The 14,775-nt window shown below is 70.1% G+C and carries 16 protein-coding genes; 6 read left to right on the top strand and 10 right to left on the bottom strand.

Annotation, left to right across the window (positions count from 1 at the left end; all coding sequences use genetic code 11):
- Positions 1 to 131 precede the first annotated feature (131 nt).
- The 3 genes from ACQPXM_RS05110 to mshA are packed head-to-tail and all read right to left on the bottom strand — an operon-like array spanning position 132 to position 2,694.
- Positions 132 to 878, bottom strand: a complete 747-nt coding sequence (locus ACQPXM_RS05110) for a phosphoglyceromutase (protein WP_432945272.1) — start codon at positions 876 to 878, stop codon at positions 132 to 134.
- Between the two features lie 9 nt (positions 879 to 887).
- Positions 888 to 1,376 (bottom strand): YbjN domain-containing protein, encoded by a 489-nt coding sequence (locus ACQPXM_RS05105; protein ID WP_432945270.1) that lies wholly within the window; start codon positions 1,374 to 1,376, stop codon positions 888 to 890.
- Between the two features lie 25 nt (positions 1,377 to 1,401).
- Complete coding sequence (gene mshA / locus ACQPXM_RS05100) at positions 1,402 to 2,694, bottom strand: D-inositol-3-phosphate glycosyltransferase (protein WP_432945268.1); 1,293 nt, start codon at positions 2,692 to 2,694, stop codon at positions 1,402 to 1,404.
- 169 nt (positions 2,695 to 2,863) lie between these two features.
- On the opposite strand from mshA, the gene ACQPXM_RS05095 reads away from it, so the two are divergent.
- Positions 2,864 to 3,838, top strand: coding sequence for a hypothetical protein (locus tag ACQPXM_RS05095; RefSeq protein WP_432945266.1), 975 nt, complete (start codon positions 2,864 to 2,866; stop codon positions 3,836 to 3,838).
- 12 nt (positions 3,839 to 3,850) lie between these two features.
- Positions 3,851 to 4,594: an SDR family NAD(P)-dependent oxidoreductase gene (locus ACQPXM_RS05090; protein WP_432945264.1), complete on the top strand. Its 744-nt coding sequence runs from the start codon at positions 3,851 to 3,853 to the stop codon at positions 4,592 to 4,594.
- A gap of 4 nt (positions 4,595 to 4,598) precedes the next feature.
- On the opposite strand, the gene ACQPXM_RS05085 is transcribed toward ACQPXM_RS05090, so the two are convergent.
- Complete coding sequence (locus ACQPXM_RS05085; protein WP_432945262.1) at positions 4,599 to 5,237, bottom strand: TetR/AcrR family transcriptional regulator; 639 nt, start codon at positions 5,235 to 5,237, stop codon at positions 4,599 to 4,601.
- Positions 5,238 to 5,587: 350 nt separating this feature from the next.
- Between ACQPXM_RS05085 and typA the strand changes: the two genes are divergently transcribed.
- Together typA and ACQPXM_RS05075 are read left to right on the top strand one after the other, a co-directional pair.
- On the top strand, positions 5,588 to 7,450 hold the full coding sequence (gene typA, locus ACQPXM_RS05080; RefSeq protein WP_432945260.1) for a translational GTPase TypA: 1,863 nt from the start codon (positions 5,588 to 5,590) through the stop codon (positions 7,448 to 7,450).
- A 120-nt stretch (positions 7,451 to 7,570) separates the two neighbouring features.
- On the top strand, positions 7,571 to 8,149 hold the full coding sequence (locus ACQPXM_RS05075) for a L,D-transpeptidase (RefSeq protein WP_432945258.1): 579 nt from the start codon (positions 7,571 to 7,573) through the stop codon (positions 8,147 to 8,149).
- 34 nt (positions 8,150 to 8,183) lie between these two features.
- Here the strand turns inward: ACQPXM_RS05075 and ACQPXM_RS05070 are convergent, their stop codons facing one another.
- A complete protein-coding gene (locus ACQPXM_RS05070) occupies positions 8,184 to 8,687 on the bottom strand; it encodes a macro domain-containing protein (RefSeq protein ID WP_432945256.1) in 504 nt (167 codons plus the stop codon).
- 156 nt (positions 8,688 to 8,843) lie between these two features.
- Here ACQPXM_RS05070 and ACQPXM_RS05065 point away from each other — a divergent pair, with 156 nt between their 5' ends.
- Entirely contained in the window at positions 8,844 to 9,692 is an 849-nt protein-coding gene (locus ACQPXM_RS05065) for a L,D-transpeptidase family protein (protein WP_432945254.1), read from the top strand.
- A 138-nt stretch (positions 9,693 to 9,830) separates the two neighbouring features.
- Here ACQPXM_RS05065 and ACQPXM_RS05060 read toward each other — a convergent pair whose 3' ends face one another.
- The 5 genes from ACQPXM_RS05060 to ACQPXM_RS05040 form a co-directional block, all read right to left on the bottom strand.
- The gene (locus tag ACQPXM_RS05060) at positions 9,831 to 10,187 is read right to left on the bottom strand and encodes a DUF2516 family protein (RefSeq protein WP_077017445.1); all 357 of its coding nucleotides are present in this window, start codon (positions 10,185 to 10,187) and stop codon (positions 9,831 to 9,833) included.
- A 123-nt stretch (positions 10,188 to 10,310) separates the two neighbouring features.
- The gene (locus ACQPXM_RS05055; RefSeq protein WP_432945252.1) at positions 10,311 to 10,844 is read right to left on the bottom strand and encodes a hypothetical protein; all 534 of its coding nucleotides are present in this window, start codon (positions 10,842 to 10,844) and stop codon (positions 10,311 to 10,313) included.
- A 26-nt stretch (positions 10,845 to 10,870) separates the two neighbouring features.
- Positions 10,871 to 11,413, bottom strand: coding sequence for a helix-turn-helix domain-containing protein (locus ACQPXM_RS05050; RefSeq protein WP_432945250.1), 543 nt, complete (start codon positions 11,411 to 11,413; stop codon positions 10,871 to 10,873).
- Between the two features lie 169 nt (positions 11,414 to 11,582).
- Positions 11,583 to 12,584: an asparaginase gene (locus ACQPXM_RS05045; RefSeq protein ID WP_432945248.1), complete on the bottom strand. Its 1,002-nt coding sequence runs from the start codon at positions 12,582 to 12,584 to the stop codon at positions 11,583 to 11,585.
- Between the two features lie 223 nt (positions 12,585 to 12,807).
- On the bottom strand, positions 12,808 to 13,812 hold the full coding sequence (locus tag ACQPXM_RS05040; protein WP_432945246.1) for a YgfZ/GcvT domain-containing protein: 1,005 nt from the start codon (positions 13,810 to 13,812) through the stop codon (positions 12,808 to 12,810).
- A gap of 106 nt (positions 13,813 to 13,918) precedes the next feature.
- On the opposite strand from ACQPXM_RS05040, the gene ACQPXM_RS05035 reads away from it, so the two are divergent.
- Positions 13,919 to 14,743 carry an LLM class flavin-dependent oxidoreductase gene (locus ACQPXM_RS05035; RefSeq protein WP_432945244.1) on the top strand — a complete coding sequence of 275 codons (825 nt, stop codon included), beginning with the start codon at positions 13,919 to 13,921 and terminating at the stop codon, positions 14,741 to 14,743.
- The last annotated feature ends 32 nt before the right edge of the window (positions 14,744 to 14,775 follow it).

The raw sequence follows: 14,775 nt of genomic DNA, 5'->3' as shown, positions 1-14,775 counted from the left end.
GGGGTGCGAACGTGCGCCTGCGAGTGTCACGAGACAGGGCAACGGTGACCGCAGGCGGCCTGATCCTGCCCGCCTGCGGTCACCCCGGAGACCACCCAACTGTCTGTGGTCTTTGTTCCTTTGGTTCTTGGTCAGCGGCCCTGGTTCTTGACGGCCTCGATCGCCGCGGCGGCGGCCTGCGGGTCCAGGTACTCGCCGCCCTTGGTGATCGGGTTGAAGTCGTCGTCGAGTTCGTAGTACAGCGGTACGCCGGTCGGGATGTTCAGGCCGACGACGGTCTGCTCGTCGAGCTGGTCGAGGTGCTTGACCAGGGCGCGCAGGGAGTTGCCGTGGGCGGTGACGAGGACGGTCTTGCCGTCGCGCAGGTCGGGCACGATCGCGTCGTACCAGTACGGCAGCATCCGGACCACGACGTCCTTGAGGCATTCGGTTGCCGGGAGCAACTCACTGGGCAGCGCGGCGTAGCGCGGGTCGCCGGCCTGGTCGTACTCGGAGCCGCGCTCGATCGGCGGCGGCGGGGTGTCGTAGGAGCGGCGGAACAGCATGAACTGCTCCTCGCCGAGCTCCTCCAGGGTCTGCTTCTTGTCCTTGCCCTGCAGGGCGCCGTAGTGGCGCTCGTTCAGCCGCCAGGAGCGGCGGACGTCGATCCACTGCCGGCCGGCCACCTCCAGCGCGATGTTCGCGGTGCGGATCGCGCGGCGCAGGACCGAGGTGTGCAGGACGTCGGGCAGCAGGTTGCGGTCGCGCAGCAGCTCACCGCCGCGGTGCGCCTCCTCGACACCCTGGGCGTTCAGGTCGACGTCGACCCACCCGGTGAACAGGTTCTTGGCGTTCCAGTCGCTGTGGCCGTGGCGGAGCAGGATCAGGCGATAGGTCATACCCGCATGCTATCGAGGCTCGAGCCAGCCCTTGAACGCGTCCAGGTTCCGGGTCGACTCACCCCGCGAGACCCGCCACTCGTACTCCTTGCGGATCGACCCCGCGAAGCCCAGCTCCAGGATCGTGTTGAACGACGAGTCGGCGTACTCCAGGACGGCGCCCAGCAGCCGGTCGACCTCGACCGGCGTGATCGCGTGCAGCGGGACCCGGCCGTCGAGGTGGATGTCGCCGAGGTGGTCGACGGCGAACGCGACGCCGTACATCTTCAGGTTCCGTTCGAGCAGCCAGCGGTAGACGGCCTCGTGGTTCTCGTCCGGCCGGCGGGCGACGAACGCGTGCACGTGCACCGACTGCCCGCCCACGGTCAGTGACACGGTCGTCTTCAGCTTGCGCTCACCGGGCAGGTCCGCGCTGAACGCCCCCGGGGTGGTCTCGGTGAAGTCGAGGTCGTTCTCGGTCAGCACCTGGCGGATCACGTCCGCCGCCGAGACCCTCATCCGGCCAGTCCAGTACGCCGTGCGCTCATCCCGCCACCTCCGCGGCCAGCTCGGCCGCCATCGTCCGCGCGGCCGTCCGGTACGCGGCCAGCGTCTTCTCCGCGGTGTGTTCCCAGCCGAACGCCTGGGCATGCTCGACCGCGGCCTTGCTCATGCTCTCGCGGGTCGCCGGATCCGTCGCGATCCGGCCCAGCGCGTCGGCGAACTCGTCGACGCCGTGCCCCGGCACCAGCAGCCCGGTCACCCCGTCACTGACCGCGGTCGTCAGCCCACCGACAGCGGCCGCGACGACCGGCGTACCGCACGCCTGGGCCTCCAGCGCGACCAGCCCGAACGACTCCGAGTACGACGGGACGCAGACCACCGACGCGGCCCGGTACCAGTCGGCCAGTCCCGGCCGCGGCATCGGCTTCACGAACCGCGTCACGTCGTCGACCCCGAGCCGGCGAGCCAGCTCGGCGTGCGCCTCGGGGTGTTCCATCCCGTTGCCCGACGGGCCGCCGATGACCGCGACGACCAGCCGCTCGCGCAGCCCCGGGTCCCGCTCGAGCATCCGCGCGGCGGCACGAATCAGCAGGTCGGGCGCCTTCAACGGCTGGATCCGCCCGACGAACGCGAGCACGATCGCGTCCTCCCGGACCCCGACCGTACGCCGGGCCGCCGCCTGGTCACCCGGGCTGAACATCTCCAGGTCGACCCCGGGATTGACCACCTCGACCTTGGCCGGCTGCGCGCCGTACAGGTCGATGAGTTCCTTCGCCTCGTCGCCGGTGTTGGCCAGCAGCCGATCGGCCGCCTCGACCACCTGCTCCTCGCCGAGCAATCGCGCGGGCGGCTCCGGTACGTCGTCGTCGGCGAGGCTGGCGTTCTTGACCTTGGCCATCGTGTGCATCGTGTGCACGAGCGGCACGGCCCAGCGGTCCCGCGCGAGCAGACCGACCTGGCCGGACAGCCAGTAGTGCGAGTGGATCACGTCGTAGTAGCCCGGCTCGCGGACCGCCTCGGCGCGCAGGACCGCGCGGGCGAACGTGCACAGCTGGGCGGGCAGCTCGTTTTTCGCCAGTCCCTCGTACGGGCCGGCGGCGACGTTGCGCACGGTGACACCGGGCACCAGTTCGATCTTCGGCGGCAGCGTCGACGAGGTCGCGCGGGTGAAGATGTCGACCGCGATGCCGAGGCCGGCGAGCCGCTTGGACAGCTCGACCACGTAGACGTTCATCCCGCCCGCGTCGCCCGTGCCCGGCTGGTCCAGCGGGGAGGTGTGCAGGCTGATCATCGCGACCCGCCGAAGAGGACGGTCAGCGGAGGGTTGGGTCACCTGGTCAGCGTAACTCCGGCGCCGGCGGGCGGTGCGCGACCCCGTGCGCCGCGGGCGGTGGGCCTAAGTCCACCAGCGATCGGCGGATTGGGACCACTGTGCGCAAGGCCCCGGACGCGAAGCATGGAAGGCGTCCCCACCGCCCGCGCCGACGTCCTGGAGAACCCCGATGCGTACCGTCCTGGCCGAACTGAAGTCGTGGCACCGTCCACTGATGCTGATGGTGCTGACCATGGCCGCCCTCGTCCTGACCGCCGCCGCAGGCCTCCTGGTCGACAGCCGCGAGGTCCTCAACGAGTCCGTCTGGCTGAAGCCGTTCAAGTTCGGTCTCTCGTTCGTCCTGTACGGCGCGACGCTCGCGTGGCTGCTGTCGCGGCTGCGCAAGGCCGAGCGCTTCGGCTGGTGGACCGGCACGGTGTTCGCGATCACCGGGATCGTGGACGTCGGCTTCATCGCGATCCAGGCCGCGCGCGGCACGTTCAGCCACTTCAACGCCAACACCGACACCTTCAACCAGGTCGGGCAGCAGGTCTTCATGTCCGGCGTGATCGGACTGTTCGGCGCCAGCCTGGTCGTCGCGATCATGCTGCTGTTCCAGCGGGTCGGCGACGCGCCGCTGAACCGCGCGATCCGGGTCGGCCTCGGCCTGGCGACCGCCGGCATGTTCCTCGCCTTCTACCTGGTGGGCAACAACTCCGCCGAGCAGCAGGTGGTCGACGCCAACGGGCAACCGGTGACGCTGGCGGGCAGCCACGGCATCGGCGTCGAGGCCGGCGGACCCGGGATGCCGTTGACCAACTGGAGCACAGTCGGCGGCGATCTGCGGATCCCGCACTTCGTCGGACTGCACGCGATTCACGCGCTGCTGGCCGTCGTACTGGTGCTGAGTGTTCTGGCGGCGCGGGTGGCGTGGCTGCGGCCGGAGCGGGTGCGGGCCCGACTGGTGGGTGTGGCCGCGTTCGCCTACACGGGGCTGATGATCACCGTGACGGTCCAGGCGTTCCGCGGGCAGTCGTTGATCCACCCCGACGCCCAGACGCTCGGGCTGCTGGCGGGCTTCGCGGCGATCAGTCTGGTGGCACTCGGCGGCGTGGTGAGAGCCGCTCGCGGTGAGACGGCGTACCGCGTCCTGGAGCGGGTTTGAAAGACTGTGGCTATGACGACTCGTCCTGTGGCCGTAGTGACCGGAGCCAGCAGTGGGATCGGGGCGGCCACCGCGCGGCAACTCGCGGCGGCCGGGTTCGAGGTGGTGTGCGCCGCCCGGCGGCTGGACCGGATCGAGGAGTTGGCGAAGGAGATCGACGGGCGGGCCGTCCAGTGCGACGTCACCTCGGCCGAGGATGTCGCGGCGCTGACCGCGGCGGCCGGTGAGCGGGTCGACCTGCTGGTGAACAACGCCGGTGGCGCGTTCGGTTTCGAGCCGGTCGCCGACGCCGACCTGGACGCCTGGCGGCGGATGTACGAGGTCAACGTGATCGGCGTCGCCGCCGTCACCAAGTCGTTGCTGCCGGCCCTGATCGCGGGCCGCGGCACGATCGTGGTGATGGGTTCGACCGCCGGACAGGTCGCGTACGAGGGCGGTGGCGGGTACGTCGCCGCCAAGCACGCGGTGAAGGCGGTCGTCGACACGCTGCGGCTGGAGCTGTTCGACCAGCCGGTCCGGGTCTGCGAGATCGCGCCGGGCATGGTGAAGAGCGAGGGCTTCGCGCTGACCCGCTTCGACGGCGACGAGCAGAAGGCCGAGGCCGTGTACGCCGGGGTCGCCGAGCCGCTGACCTCGGACGACATCGCCGAGATCGTCACCTGGGTGGCGTCGCGGCCGCCGCACGTGAACATCGACCGCCTGACCGTCCGCCCGCGCGCCCAGGCCGCGCAGCACAAGGTGCACCGGGTCAACTGACAGCTCAGGGTTTGGCGCGCAGGCGGTGCACAGGGGGTGACGGGACCGGGAGCGGGTCCTTCGGTTCCGGCAGGCCGTAGCCGGCGTAGAGACGGCGGCGGATCGGCTCCAGCGGGAACGTCTCGGGATAGATCGCGAGCTTGACCGTCACGCCCTCGAGTGTTGCCCTGAGCAACATCTCCTCGACCGCCGGGTCGGCCGCGCCGCGCTCGGCGAAGACCTTGCGGATGGCGTCCTCGACCAGCGCCATCCGGTCGGACTTCTCGGTCTCGACCTCGGCGAAGATCCCGTGCGTGCTGGGCTGCATCATCAGCGAGATCGCCAGCCGTTGCACCGGCAGCGTCATCGCCGCGGCCATCAGCGCGCCGTCGATCATGCCGGCCAGCCGTTCGTCCGCCGTACCGGGGATGTCCAGGATGCCGGCGATGCCGTCCAGCCAGCGGTCGAGCAGCTGGGCGGCGAGATCGCGCTTGGAGGCGAAGTAGTAGCCGACCAGCCCGCGGGAGACCCCGGCCCGGGCCGTCACCTCGGAGATCGACGCCGCCTCGTAGCCCTTCTCGGCGAACACCTCCAGGGCAGCGCTGAGAATCCGCTCGCGCGAGCGTTCCCGCATCTGCTGGTTCGTGGCGACCGACCGCGGCACGTTCTTCTTCCCTGGTCAGGGCCCCGGAGGCCGAGCATCCCCCACCTCGTGCTCGGCACTCCCGGGCTTGACCCCCCGTTGTTTCCCCTTCGAGGCCCCTCCCCAGGCGCCCACCTATAGACTGGACGTCCAGTCAACAAATGTCAAAGGCCCTACCGCATCGCGGACACGCAGCGTCACCGGCCCGGGCGGCCGGTTTCGACGCCACGCGGGGTCACCGGTAGGATGGACTGGCTGCGCAGTGCGTCGATCAGTAAGTCGAGTGGCCGCCGAGCGACATCACACCCGCCGTAGCCACCATCTGACTCTCAGTGACCACTGCTTGTCTCAACTGCTTGGAGCGCTTCCGCATGCCCCTCCGTAATGATCTGCGCAACGTGGCCATCGTGGCCCACGTCGACCACGGGAAGACCACCCTGGTCGACGCGATGCTGTGGCAGTCCGGCGCGTTCGGAGCCCACCAGCACGTCGACGAGCGAGCGATGGACTCCGGCGACCTGGAGCGTGAGAAGGGCATCACGATCCTCGCCAAGAACACCGCCGTCCGGCACAAGATGGCCAACGGCGAGCAGATGACGATCAACATCATCGACACCCCCGGCCACGCCGACTTCGGTGGCGAGGTCGAGCGCGGCCTGTCGATGGTGGACGCCATCGTGCTGCTGGTGGACGCCTCCGAGGGCCCGCTGCCGCAGACCCGGTTCGTGCTGCGCAAGGCGCTGGCCCGGCAGATGCCGGTGATCCTGGTGGTCAACAAGGTCGACCGCCCGGACGCCCGGATCGCCGAGGTCGTCGACGAGACCTACGAGCTGTTCCTGGACCTGCTCGACCACGACGCCGACCAGAGCGCGCTGGACTTCCCGGTCGTCTACGCCTCGGCCCGGGCCGGCCGCGCCTCGCTGAACCAGCCCGCCGACGGCGGCCTGCCGGACTCCGAAGACCTCGAGCCGCTGTTCGAGACGATCCTGGCCAACGTGCCGGCCCCGGAGTACACCGAGGGCGCGCCGCTGCAGGCGCACGTCACCAACCTGGACGCCTCGCCGTTCCTCGGCCGGCTCGCGCTGGTCCGGGTGCACGAGGGCACGCTGAAGAAGGGCGCCCAGGTCACCTGGTGCAAGCACGACGGGACCTTCCAGCGGGTCAAGATCACCGAACTGCTGGTCACCGAGGCGCTCGAGCGGGTGCCCGGCGACTCGGCCGGACCAGGTGACATCGTCGCGATCGCCGGCATCCCGGAGATCATGATCGGCGACACCCTGGCCGACCCGGACAACCCCAAGCCGCTGCCGTTCATCACCGTGGACGAGCCGGCCATCTCGATGACGATCGGTACCAACACCTCGCCGCTGGCCGGCCGGACCAAGGGCACCAAGGTCACCGCCCGCCTGGTCAAGGACCGGCTCGACAAGGAACTGGTCGGCAACGTGTCGATCAAGGTGCTGCCGACCGAGCGTCCGGACGCCTGGGAGGTGCAGGGCCGTGGAGAGCTGGCACTGGCCATCCTGGTCGAGCAGATGCGTCGCGAGGGCTACGAGCTCACCGTCGGCAAGCCGCAGGTGGTCACCAAGGAGATCGACGGCAAGAAGCACGAGCCCGTCGAGCGGCTGACCATCGACTGCCCGGAGGAGTACCTGGGCACCGTCACCCAGCTGCTCGCGGTCCGCAAGGGCCGGATGGAGCAGATGACCAACCACGGCACCGGCTGGGTCCGGATGGAGTTCCTCGTCCCGGCCCGCGGCCTGATCGGCTTCCGCACCGAGTTCCTCACCGACACCCGCGGCACCGGCATCGCGCACCACGTGTTCGAGGGCTACGAGCCGTGGTTCGGCGAGCTGCGCACCCGCCCGTCCGGTTCGCTGGTCTCCGACCGCACCGGCGTCGCCACGTCGTACGCGATGATCAACCTGCAGGAGCGCGGCACGATGTTCGTCGAGCCGGGCACCGAGGTGTACGAGGGCATGATCGTCGGCGAGAACTCACGCTCCGACGACATGGACGTCAACATCACCAAGGAAAAGAAGATGACCAACGTCCGCTCGAACGCGGACGAGTTCGAGAAGCTGGTGCCGGCCCGCAAGCTGTCGCTCGAGCAGTCGCTGGAGTTCTGCCGCGAGGACGAGTGCGTCGAGGTCACCCCGGACGCGATCCGGATGCGCAAGGTCGCGCTGACCCAGATCGAGCGCGCCAAGCTGGGCCGCAAGAACAAGGCCTGATCAACGGTTCACCGCAAGGTCGCGATCCGCGGGGGAATTTTCCGGATCGTGACCAACCGGAGTGCCTGCTTCGTCGTCTACACAGTGGAAGTCACTCAGTTGGGGGAAGGACAAAGTTTCATGGGGATTCTGCGTAAGCTCGGCGCCACCACGACGGCGGTCGCGATGCTGGGGGCCGGCGTGTTCGCCGCCACCGGTACGGCGGGGGCCGCGCCGTCGGCCGCTCCGGCCGTGGCGACGACTGCGCCGACGGCCGCAACGGCGCCGGCTGCGAAGGCGGCGGTCAAGCCGGCCGCCAAGAACGTGCTCGTCCCGGGCAAGCTGCGGCTGGACAAGCGCTGCATGACCGGCCGCATCATCTGCGTCAACAAGAAGACCCGCAAGGTCGCGTTCCTGTACAACGGCAAGCTGCTCGCCACCGGCGACGCTCGCTTCGGTGGGCCGCGGACGCCGACCCGCAACGGCTTCTTCAAGCTGCAGCGCAAGTCGAAGAACCACGTCTCGTCGATCTACAAGTCGCCGATGCCGTACGCGATGTTCTTCAGCGGCGGCCAGGCCATTCACTACTCGGCCGACTTCAAGGCCCGCGGCTACAACGGCGCCTCGCACGGCTGCATCAACATGCGCGACAAGAAGAAGATCGCCTGGATCTTCGCCCGGGTGAAGGTCGGCGACCGCATCCTGGTCTACAGCGCCTGATCCACCCGCAGCACCCGTCGACGGCGGCCGAGGACTACTCCTCGGCCGCCGTCGCTTTGCTGAAGGCCTCGAACAACCGGGGTTCGACCAGGCAGAACGTCGCCGTCTCCACCGACGACGGCGTACGACGCAACGTCCGGACGGCGATGTCGGCCGCCGACTGCGCGGGCCAGCCGTAGATCCCGGCCGACACGGCCGGCAGCGACAACCGGCGGACGGCGAGCTCGTCGGCGATCCGCAGCGCGTTGCGGTAACAGGACTCGAGCAGTGCCGGATCCGTTTGGCCCGCGGCGTGGTTCGGCCCGACGACGTGGATCACGTACGACGCGGGCAGGTCGCCCGCCGTCGTCCAGCCGGCCTCGCCGGTCGGCAGGCCGTGCGGGTAGCGCTCGATCAGCTCGGTCAGGAGCGTCGGCCCACCGGCCCGGTGGATGGCACCGTCGACGCCTCCGCCGCCGCGCAGGGCGTGATGTGCGGCATTGACGATCGCGTCGGCCGGGACCGTGGTGATGTCCGCGGTGCTGAGCAGGATCTCCATGGCACCAGTGTGGAACAGGTCACGAGTTGCTCACGACGGGTGTACCGGGTGTGATTCACCACCTACGCTGGCTCGGCAATTGGGTGTGGGGGCCAACCAACCGGTCGGTGAGGACGTCCCAGTACGTACAGGGGATTCGACCACGAGGGGTACGCGATGCGCGCGCGGAACTGGGTAGGGAAGGTGTCGGCCGTCCGGCACCTGTTGGCGGGGATGGTCGTCGCGGCGGCCGCGACCGGGCTGGTCGTCTATGGACTGGACAGTTCCGGAGGCTCCGCCGCTGCCGCGGCTCCGGCAGCGCCGGTGGCGAGCACCGACCTGAAGACCGTGCCGTTCGAGGTCAGCGGTGAGCTGCCGATCTACCCGAAATCCCTGTGGGGCAACGGATCCAGCAGCGCCGACGTCCGCAAGGTCGAGGCCCGGCTGATCCAGCTCAAACTGCTCGACAAGAAGTGGCTGGACAACTCCTTCGGCACGATGACCCGCTCGGCGGTGAAGAAGTTCCAGGCGTCGAAGGGGATTCCCGAGCTCGGCTACGTCGACCAGAACACCTGGGACCAGCTGAAGGCCGCGACCCACGAGCCGACCCAGAAGGAACTGTTCCCGCCCGCGCCGGTGGTGGACGGCAAGAAGCTCGACCAGCGCTGCGCGACCGGCGTCGCGCTGTGTATCGACAAGTCCACCCGGAAGTTGCGCTACGTGGTCGACGGCGTGGTGAAGCTGCAGTTCGACGTCCGGTTCGGCGCGAAGAAGACCGCGACCCGCGAGGGCGCGTTCTCGGTCGGCTGGAAGAGCCGCAACCACGTCTCCAAGCTGTACGACTCCCCGATGCCGTACGCGATGTTCTTCAGCGGCGGTCAGGCCGTGCACTACTCGTCGGACTTCGCCGCCCGCGGTTACGCCGGTGCCTCGCACGGCTGCGTGAACGTGCGCGACCTGGGCAAGATCAAGTGGTTGTTCGACCAGGTCGAGGTCGGCGACAAGGTGATCGTCTACCGCTCGTAGTCCACCTCCCCCATTTGCCGGGTTAACCCTCGAGGGTGTGGGTTCCACCTCGTCATGCGGCGGTAGAACCCACACTTCCGAGGGTTAACCCGGCAAATGGGGAGGGGCCGAACACCCGTACGGCGGGAGCAGACGGGCTCAGAGTGGGCGGGGGCCCCGGCGGCGGCGAATGCCCCAGCCGCCGCCTCGGCCGCGGCCGCCGGCGGCGCGCAGGGCCGGGCGGGCGTCGACCAGGTAGACACCGGCGGCGACGATGCCGATCAGGCCGAAGAAGCTGAGCCAGCCGCCCTGGAAGATCTGCGACAGCGAGAACGCCGCCAGGATCAGGATCCAGCCGGGCTTGGTCAGCTTGTCCGCCGCGACGAACACCGCGCGCGGGCGGAACGCGGCGTCGAGCAGTGCGACCAGCTTGAGGCCGAGGACCACCCACCAGATGACGTCGAACGGATTGCCGAACCCCGGGAACAGGTTCGGGAACGTGGCGAGTGGGAGCATGCGTACGAGCCTAACAAGCAGACGGGTGGCCCACCTCTGCTCAGCGGCAGATTCGGGCCACCCGTCGGCGTGTTGCGGGCCGCCGACCGGGTACGGCGGCGGCCCGCGACGCGGGGACTACGGTCAGTCGCCGACCTTCGCGGCGGCGTCGCCGGCGGCCTTCGCGGCGGTCTTCGTGGTCTTGCGGGCGCTGGTGGTGGTCGCCTTGACGTTGCGGGCGGCGGTGTCGGCGGTCTTGCGTGCGGTGGTCCGGGTCGCCTTCGCCTTGCTCGCCGTGGTCTTGGCCTGCGCGGCCAGGTCCTCGGACGCCTTCTGGCTGCGGATCCGGCCGACGATCTCCTCGCCGCGGGCGGCCAGGTCCTCGTAGGTCACCTCGGCCTGGCCGAGCACGGTGGTCAGCCCGGCCTGGGCGACGGCCGGCAGCTCACGCAGCTTGGCCGGCACGGTCTTGGCGTCCGCGGCCAGCGCCTCGAGCCGCTTGGACAGCTCGACCTGGCGCTTGGTCAGCTCGGTCTGCAGGGTCGCCTGCAGCTTCTGCTGGTCCAGCTGGGCGAACCGGGCGGTGACGTCCTCGCTGACCGCGCGGAACTTCTCCACGGCCAGATCGCCGGCACCGGCGATGACGTACAGGGGCGTGACGGGGGTACGGGTAGCCATCAGGCTTCTCCTCCGAGCAGTGTTGTTCAGTGGGTGGTGCGCGGTGTTGCAGGGGTCGTGGGGACCGCGGGCTTCTTCGGCGCCGTCTTGCGGGCCGGCTTCGCGGCCGTCTTGTGCTCCGTCGGCCGGGCCTTCTTGGCCTGCGCGGTCTTGCGGGCCGGGGGCTTCGTCGCCGCCGCGGCCGGTTCGTCGTCGGCGTTCTCGCGCACGAACGATCCGTACACGTCGAGCAGCACGCGCTTCTGGCGCTCGTTCAGCGCCGGGTCGAGCAGGATCGCGTCGACCACGCCGGTCGCCCGCCGGGCGCCGTCGGTTCCGTCTTCGGGATCGAGAATGCCGGCTCGCACGTAGAGCGTCTCTGCGGAGATCCGCAGCGCCTTGGCCAGTTGCTGCAGTACGTCGGCCGACGGCTTGCGCAGGCCGCGCTCGATCTGGCTCAGGTACGGGTTGGAGACACCGGCCAGGTCGGACAGTTGCCGCAACGACAACTGCGCGTGCCGACGCTGCTCGGCGAGGTACTCCCCCACCGAACCCATCGCGTCTGCCGCACGATCACTCAACCTGGCCATGCGTCCAGTGTGCTAGCAGAGTGCTTGCAATTGCAAGCAGGCGAGCCGTGAGGCCGCTCACTACTGCGGGTCACGAGGAACGAAGCACCCCGCCCCGCGCCTTCGGCGCGGGGCGGGGTGGAGGAAGGCGGGGCGGAGGCCCTGGCCGAGGCCGGGCGGTGGAGGCGGATCAGGCGAAAGTGGGCAGGTGGGGTCTGACGGACCCCACCGGTACGCCGCCGCCGAGCAGCGGGGCGTGTTCCTGCTGATCGAGGACTTCGTGGGTGAGGCCGAGTTTCTTCAGGGTGGCGGCCATCACCACCGCCCGGGCGCGGGCGCTGCCGTCGTCGATCTTCACCGCGATGCCGCGGCCGTCAGCCAGGCCCACGGCGTACACGCTTTCGGCGCCGACCTTGCAGAACAGGCCGGGGATCGCGCGGATCAGCGCCGCCTCGTCGCGGCGGGTGCCGCTGGCGTACTCCGGGAACGCGCGGAACGCGTCGGCGACGCGGCCCTCCAGCGTGTCCGGCGCGGCCGATGCGAACAGGCCGAAGGAGCGCGCCAGACCGGCCAGGCTGATCGCCAGGATCGGCGCGCCGCAGCCGTCGACCGCGACGTACGAGACCTTTTCGCCGGCCGAGTCCTCGACGGCGGTGCGGATCGCCTGCTGCAGCGGGTGCTGCGGGGAGCGGTAGTCGTCGGCGCCCCAGACGCCGTCCGGGCTGTGCTCGCGGGCCGGATCGTGGATCGGCCACCCGTTCGCCACGCAGGTCGCGATCATCGCCGCGTGCTTGCCCGAGCAGTTCATCGTGATCGGCTCCGGACCGTGCCCGGCCCGCACCCACGCATCCCGCGCCTCGTCCTCGACCGGGTACTGCGCCGGCGTCCGCAGCGCGGTCTCGTCCAGCCCGACGCCCGCCAGGATCTCCCGTACGCCGTCCAGGTGGATCTGCTCGCCGGAATGCGAAGCCCCGGCCAGCGCCAGCAGCCGGCCGTCCAGCTGGAGCCCGTGGCGCAGCATGCCGAGGGCCTGCATCGGCTTGTTCGACGAGCGCGGGAACATCGGCTCGTCGACCACGCCGACGGACCACTCGACACCACCGTCGGCATTGGTCACGACGACGGAGCCGCGGTGGTGTCCTTCGACGAAGCCGCTGCGGACGACGTCGGCCACGATCACAGGTTCGGTCACGGCTGAACTGTACGGCGGATGCGTCAGGAGCAAAAACCCTCGTTGGAGATGAGGGGCGTGTCTCCCGATCCCGCGCCGTAGCGAGCAGGTGCCCGGTGCGGTAGCTCGGCGTGCGGGAGACGAGGCCGGCGATGCGAAGCATCGTGGCCTTGGCTCCCGTGCGGCGAGGTGCCGTGCCGGGTGCCGCGCAGTAGGCGGGGGATCGGGAGACACGCCCGTCGGCTCACAACCGGCTGCGCACGTGCAGCCCGACCTCCGGGTCGACGATCAGCTCCTGGGTCGCGGTCACCGTCGGCTGGTCCTCGGCGACGACCTGCAGCTCGGCGCTGGGATCGACCGAGCGCTTCACCAGCGCCAGCGCGATCGGCCCGAACTCGTGGTGCCGCGCCGCGGAACCGACGAACCCGACCTGCTTGTCGCCCACCCGGACGGCGTACCCGTGCTGCGGCAGGTGGTCGACCGAACCGTCCAGGTGCAACCGGACCAGCCGGCGCGGCGGACGACCGAGGTTGTGCACCCGGGCGACCGTCTCCTGGCCGCGGTAGCAGCCCTTGTCCAGGTGGACGCCGACGCCGAGCCAGCCCAGCTCGTTCGGGATCGCGCGCTCGTCGGTGTCGAGGCCGAAGCGCGGATGCCCCGCCTCGATCCGCAGCGCCTCGTACGCCCACACGCCCGCCGGCGGTCCCGCGAGTTCGGCGTACGCCGAGAGCTCTTCGCGGGGCAGGAACACCTCGTACCCACCGAGGGAGTCGCGGCCGCTGCGCGTCAACGGCCCTTCGGCCGGCGCCGGGCCCGGACGCCAGACAATGGCGTACGCGTCGGTGACGTCGGCGATCTCCACCCGGGACATGAACACCATCTTCTGCAACCACTCGACCAGCGCGGTCGCCGCGCCCGGCTCGGTGTGCAGCCAGAACGTCTCGCCGTCGTCCACGCCGTACATCGCGTGTTCGACGTGGCCGGTCGGGGACAGCAGCAACGCCGTCGTCGACGTCCCGGCGGCCAGGCCTTCGAAGTACTGCGTCGTCAGCGCGTGCAGCCAGGTGAGCCGGTCGGGCCCGCTGATCGTCACCACGTCCCGGTGCGACAGGTCGACGTACCCCTGGCCCTGCACCAGCGCGCGTTGCTCGCGCAGGTCCGAGCCGTAGTGCGCCGCGACTCCGGCGTCCAGGCCGTCGGCCTCGACCGCCGCGGGCAGGTCCAGCAGGGGGCTGCGCTTCAGTGACATGTCACCAGCGTACGTCGCGCGTCGTACGCCGAACGCCTCCCGTCGTGGGATGTGGACAACCGTCCCGATCACGAGGCTGGAGGTACGACTCGGAGAGGACGCAACCATGACAGACAGGCGCTTCAGATTCGGCATCGTGGCCACCCCGGACGGCGGCCCAGACCAGTGGACGAAGACCGTACGCCGGGCCGCCGACCTCGGCTACTCGACGATCCTGATGCCCGACGGGCTGCAACTGCTCTCCCCGTTCCCGTCGCTCGCGATGGCCGCGACCGTCGCCGACGTCCGTGTCGGGACCTTCGTGGCCGCCGCCCCCATGCGCACCCCGTACGCCGCTGCCTGGGACGCGCACACGCTGACCGAGCTGACCGGCGGGCGCTTCGAGTTCGGCATCGGCACCGGGCGGCCGGGGACCGACAAGTTCGCCGAGCGGCTCGGCCTGCCGTACGGGTCGGCGAAGGAGCGGCTGGAGCAGGTGCGCGAGACGCTCGATCACCTGGCCGAGCTCGACGGCGACCAGCACACGCCGGTGCTCATCGCCGCGGGCGGACCCAAGTCTTTGGCGCTCGCGGCCGAGCGGGCGGACGTCGTCTCGATCGCGAAGGGCGCGATGACGCCGATCACCGAGGTGGTCCAGCTCGCGAAGGAGCTGCGGACGATGGCCGGCGACCGGGCGGACGACATCGAGCTCGCGCTGAACCTGTTCGCGGCCGGTGACGGGGATCTGCCGCCGTGGACGAAGCGGGCGACCGGCGTGGATCCGGAGGAGCTGCGCGCGACCGACTCACTGATGCTCCTGCCCGGCGGTCCGCGCCAGATGGCCGACGAGCTGCTGCATCGCCGAGACGTGCTCGGTACGTCGTACATCAGCGTGAACGCCGGCTACCTGGAGGAGCTGGCCCCGGTGGTCGAACTGCTCGCCGGGAAATGACCAGTGCCCGTCAGCGGTGGCTGACGGGCACT

It is taken from the genome of Kribbella sp. CA-253562, assembly GCF_050942265.1.
Taxonomy (GTDB): Bacteria; Actinomycetota; Actinomycetes; order Propionibacteriales; family Kribbellaceae; genus Kribbella.
Note: the sequence above shows the minus strand (reverse complement) of the source record. Positions and strands in the feature narration are given on the sequence as shown.

What these genes read in the sequence shown, in the direction of transcription:
- ACQPXM_RS05110 (WP_432945272.1), bottom strand. Translation starts at nt 878, where the DNA reads ATGACCTATCGCCTGATCCTGCTCCGCCACGGCCACAGCGACTGGAAC.
- ACQPXM_RS05105 (WP_432945270.1), bottom strand. Translation starts at nt 1,376, where the DNA reads ATGAGGGTCTCGGCGGCGGACGTGATCCGCCAGGTGCTGACCGAGAAC.
- ACQPXM_RS05095 (WP_432945266.1), top strand. Translation starts at nt 2,864, where the DNA reads ATGCGTACCGTCCTGGCCGAACTGAAGTCGTGGCACCGTCCACTGATG.
- ACQPXM_RS05090 (WP_432945264.1), top strand. Translation starts at nt 3,851, where the DNA reads ATGACGACTCGTCCTGTGGCCGTAGTGACCGGAGCCAGCAGTGGGATC.
- typA (WP_432945260.1), top strand. Translation starts at nt 5,588, where the DNA reads ATGCCCCTCCGTAATGATCTGCGCAACGTGGCCATCGTGGCCCACGTC.
- ACQPXM_RS05075 (WP_432945258.1), top strand. Translation starts at nt 7,571, where the DNA reads ATGGGGATTCTGCGTAAGCTCGGCGCCACCACGACGGCGGTCGCGATG.
- ACQPXM_RS05070 (WP_432945256.1), bottom strand. Translation starts at nt 8,687, where the DNA reads ATGGAGATCCTGCTCAGCACCGCGGACATCACCACGGTCCCGGCCGAC.
- ACQPXM_RS05065 (WP_432945254.1), top strand. Translation starts at nt 8,844, where the DNA reads ATGCGCGCGCGGAACTGGGTAGGGAAGGTGTCGGCCGTCCGGCACCTG.
- ACQPXM_RS05060 (WP_077017445.1), bottom strand. Translation starts at nt 10,187, where the DNA reads ATGCTCCCACTCGCCACGTTCCCGAACCTGTTCCCGGGGTTCGGCAAT.
- ACQPXM_RS05055 (WP_432945252.1), bottom strand. Translation starts at nt 10,844, where the DNA reads ATGGCTACCCGTACCCCCGTCACGCCCCTGTACGTCATCGCCGGTGCC.
- ACQPXM_RS05050 (WP_432945250.1), bottom strand. Translation starts at nt 11,413, where the DNA reads ATGGCCAGGTTGAGTGATCGTGCGGCAGACGCGATGGGTTCGGTGGGG.
- ACQPXM_RS05040 (WP_432945246.1), bottom strand. Translation starts at nt 13,812, where the DNA reads ATGTCACTGAAGCGCAGCCCCCTGCTGGACCTGCCCGCGGCGGTCGAG.
- ACQPXM_RS05035 (WP_432945244.1), top strand. Translation starts at nt 13,919, where the DNA reads ATGACAGACAGGCGCTTCAGATTCGGCATCGTGGCCACCCCGGACGGC.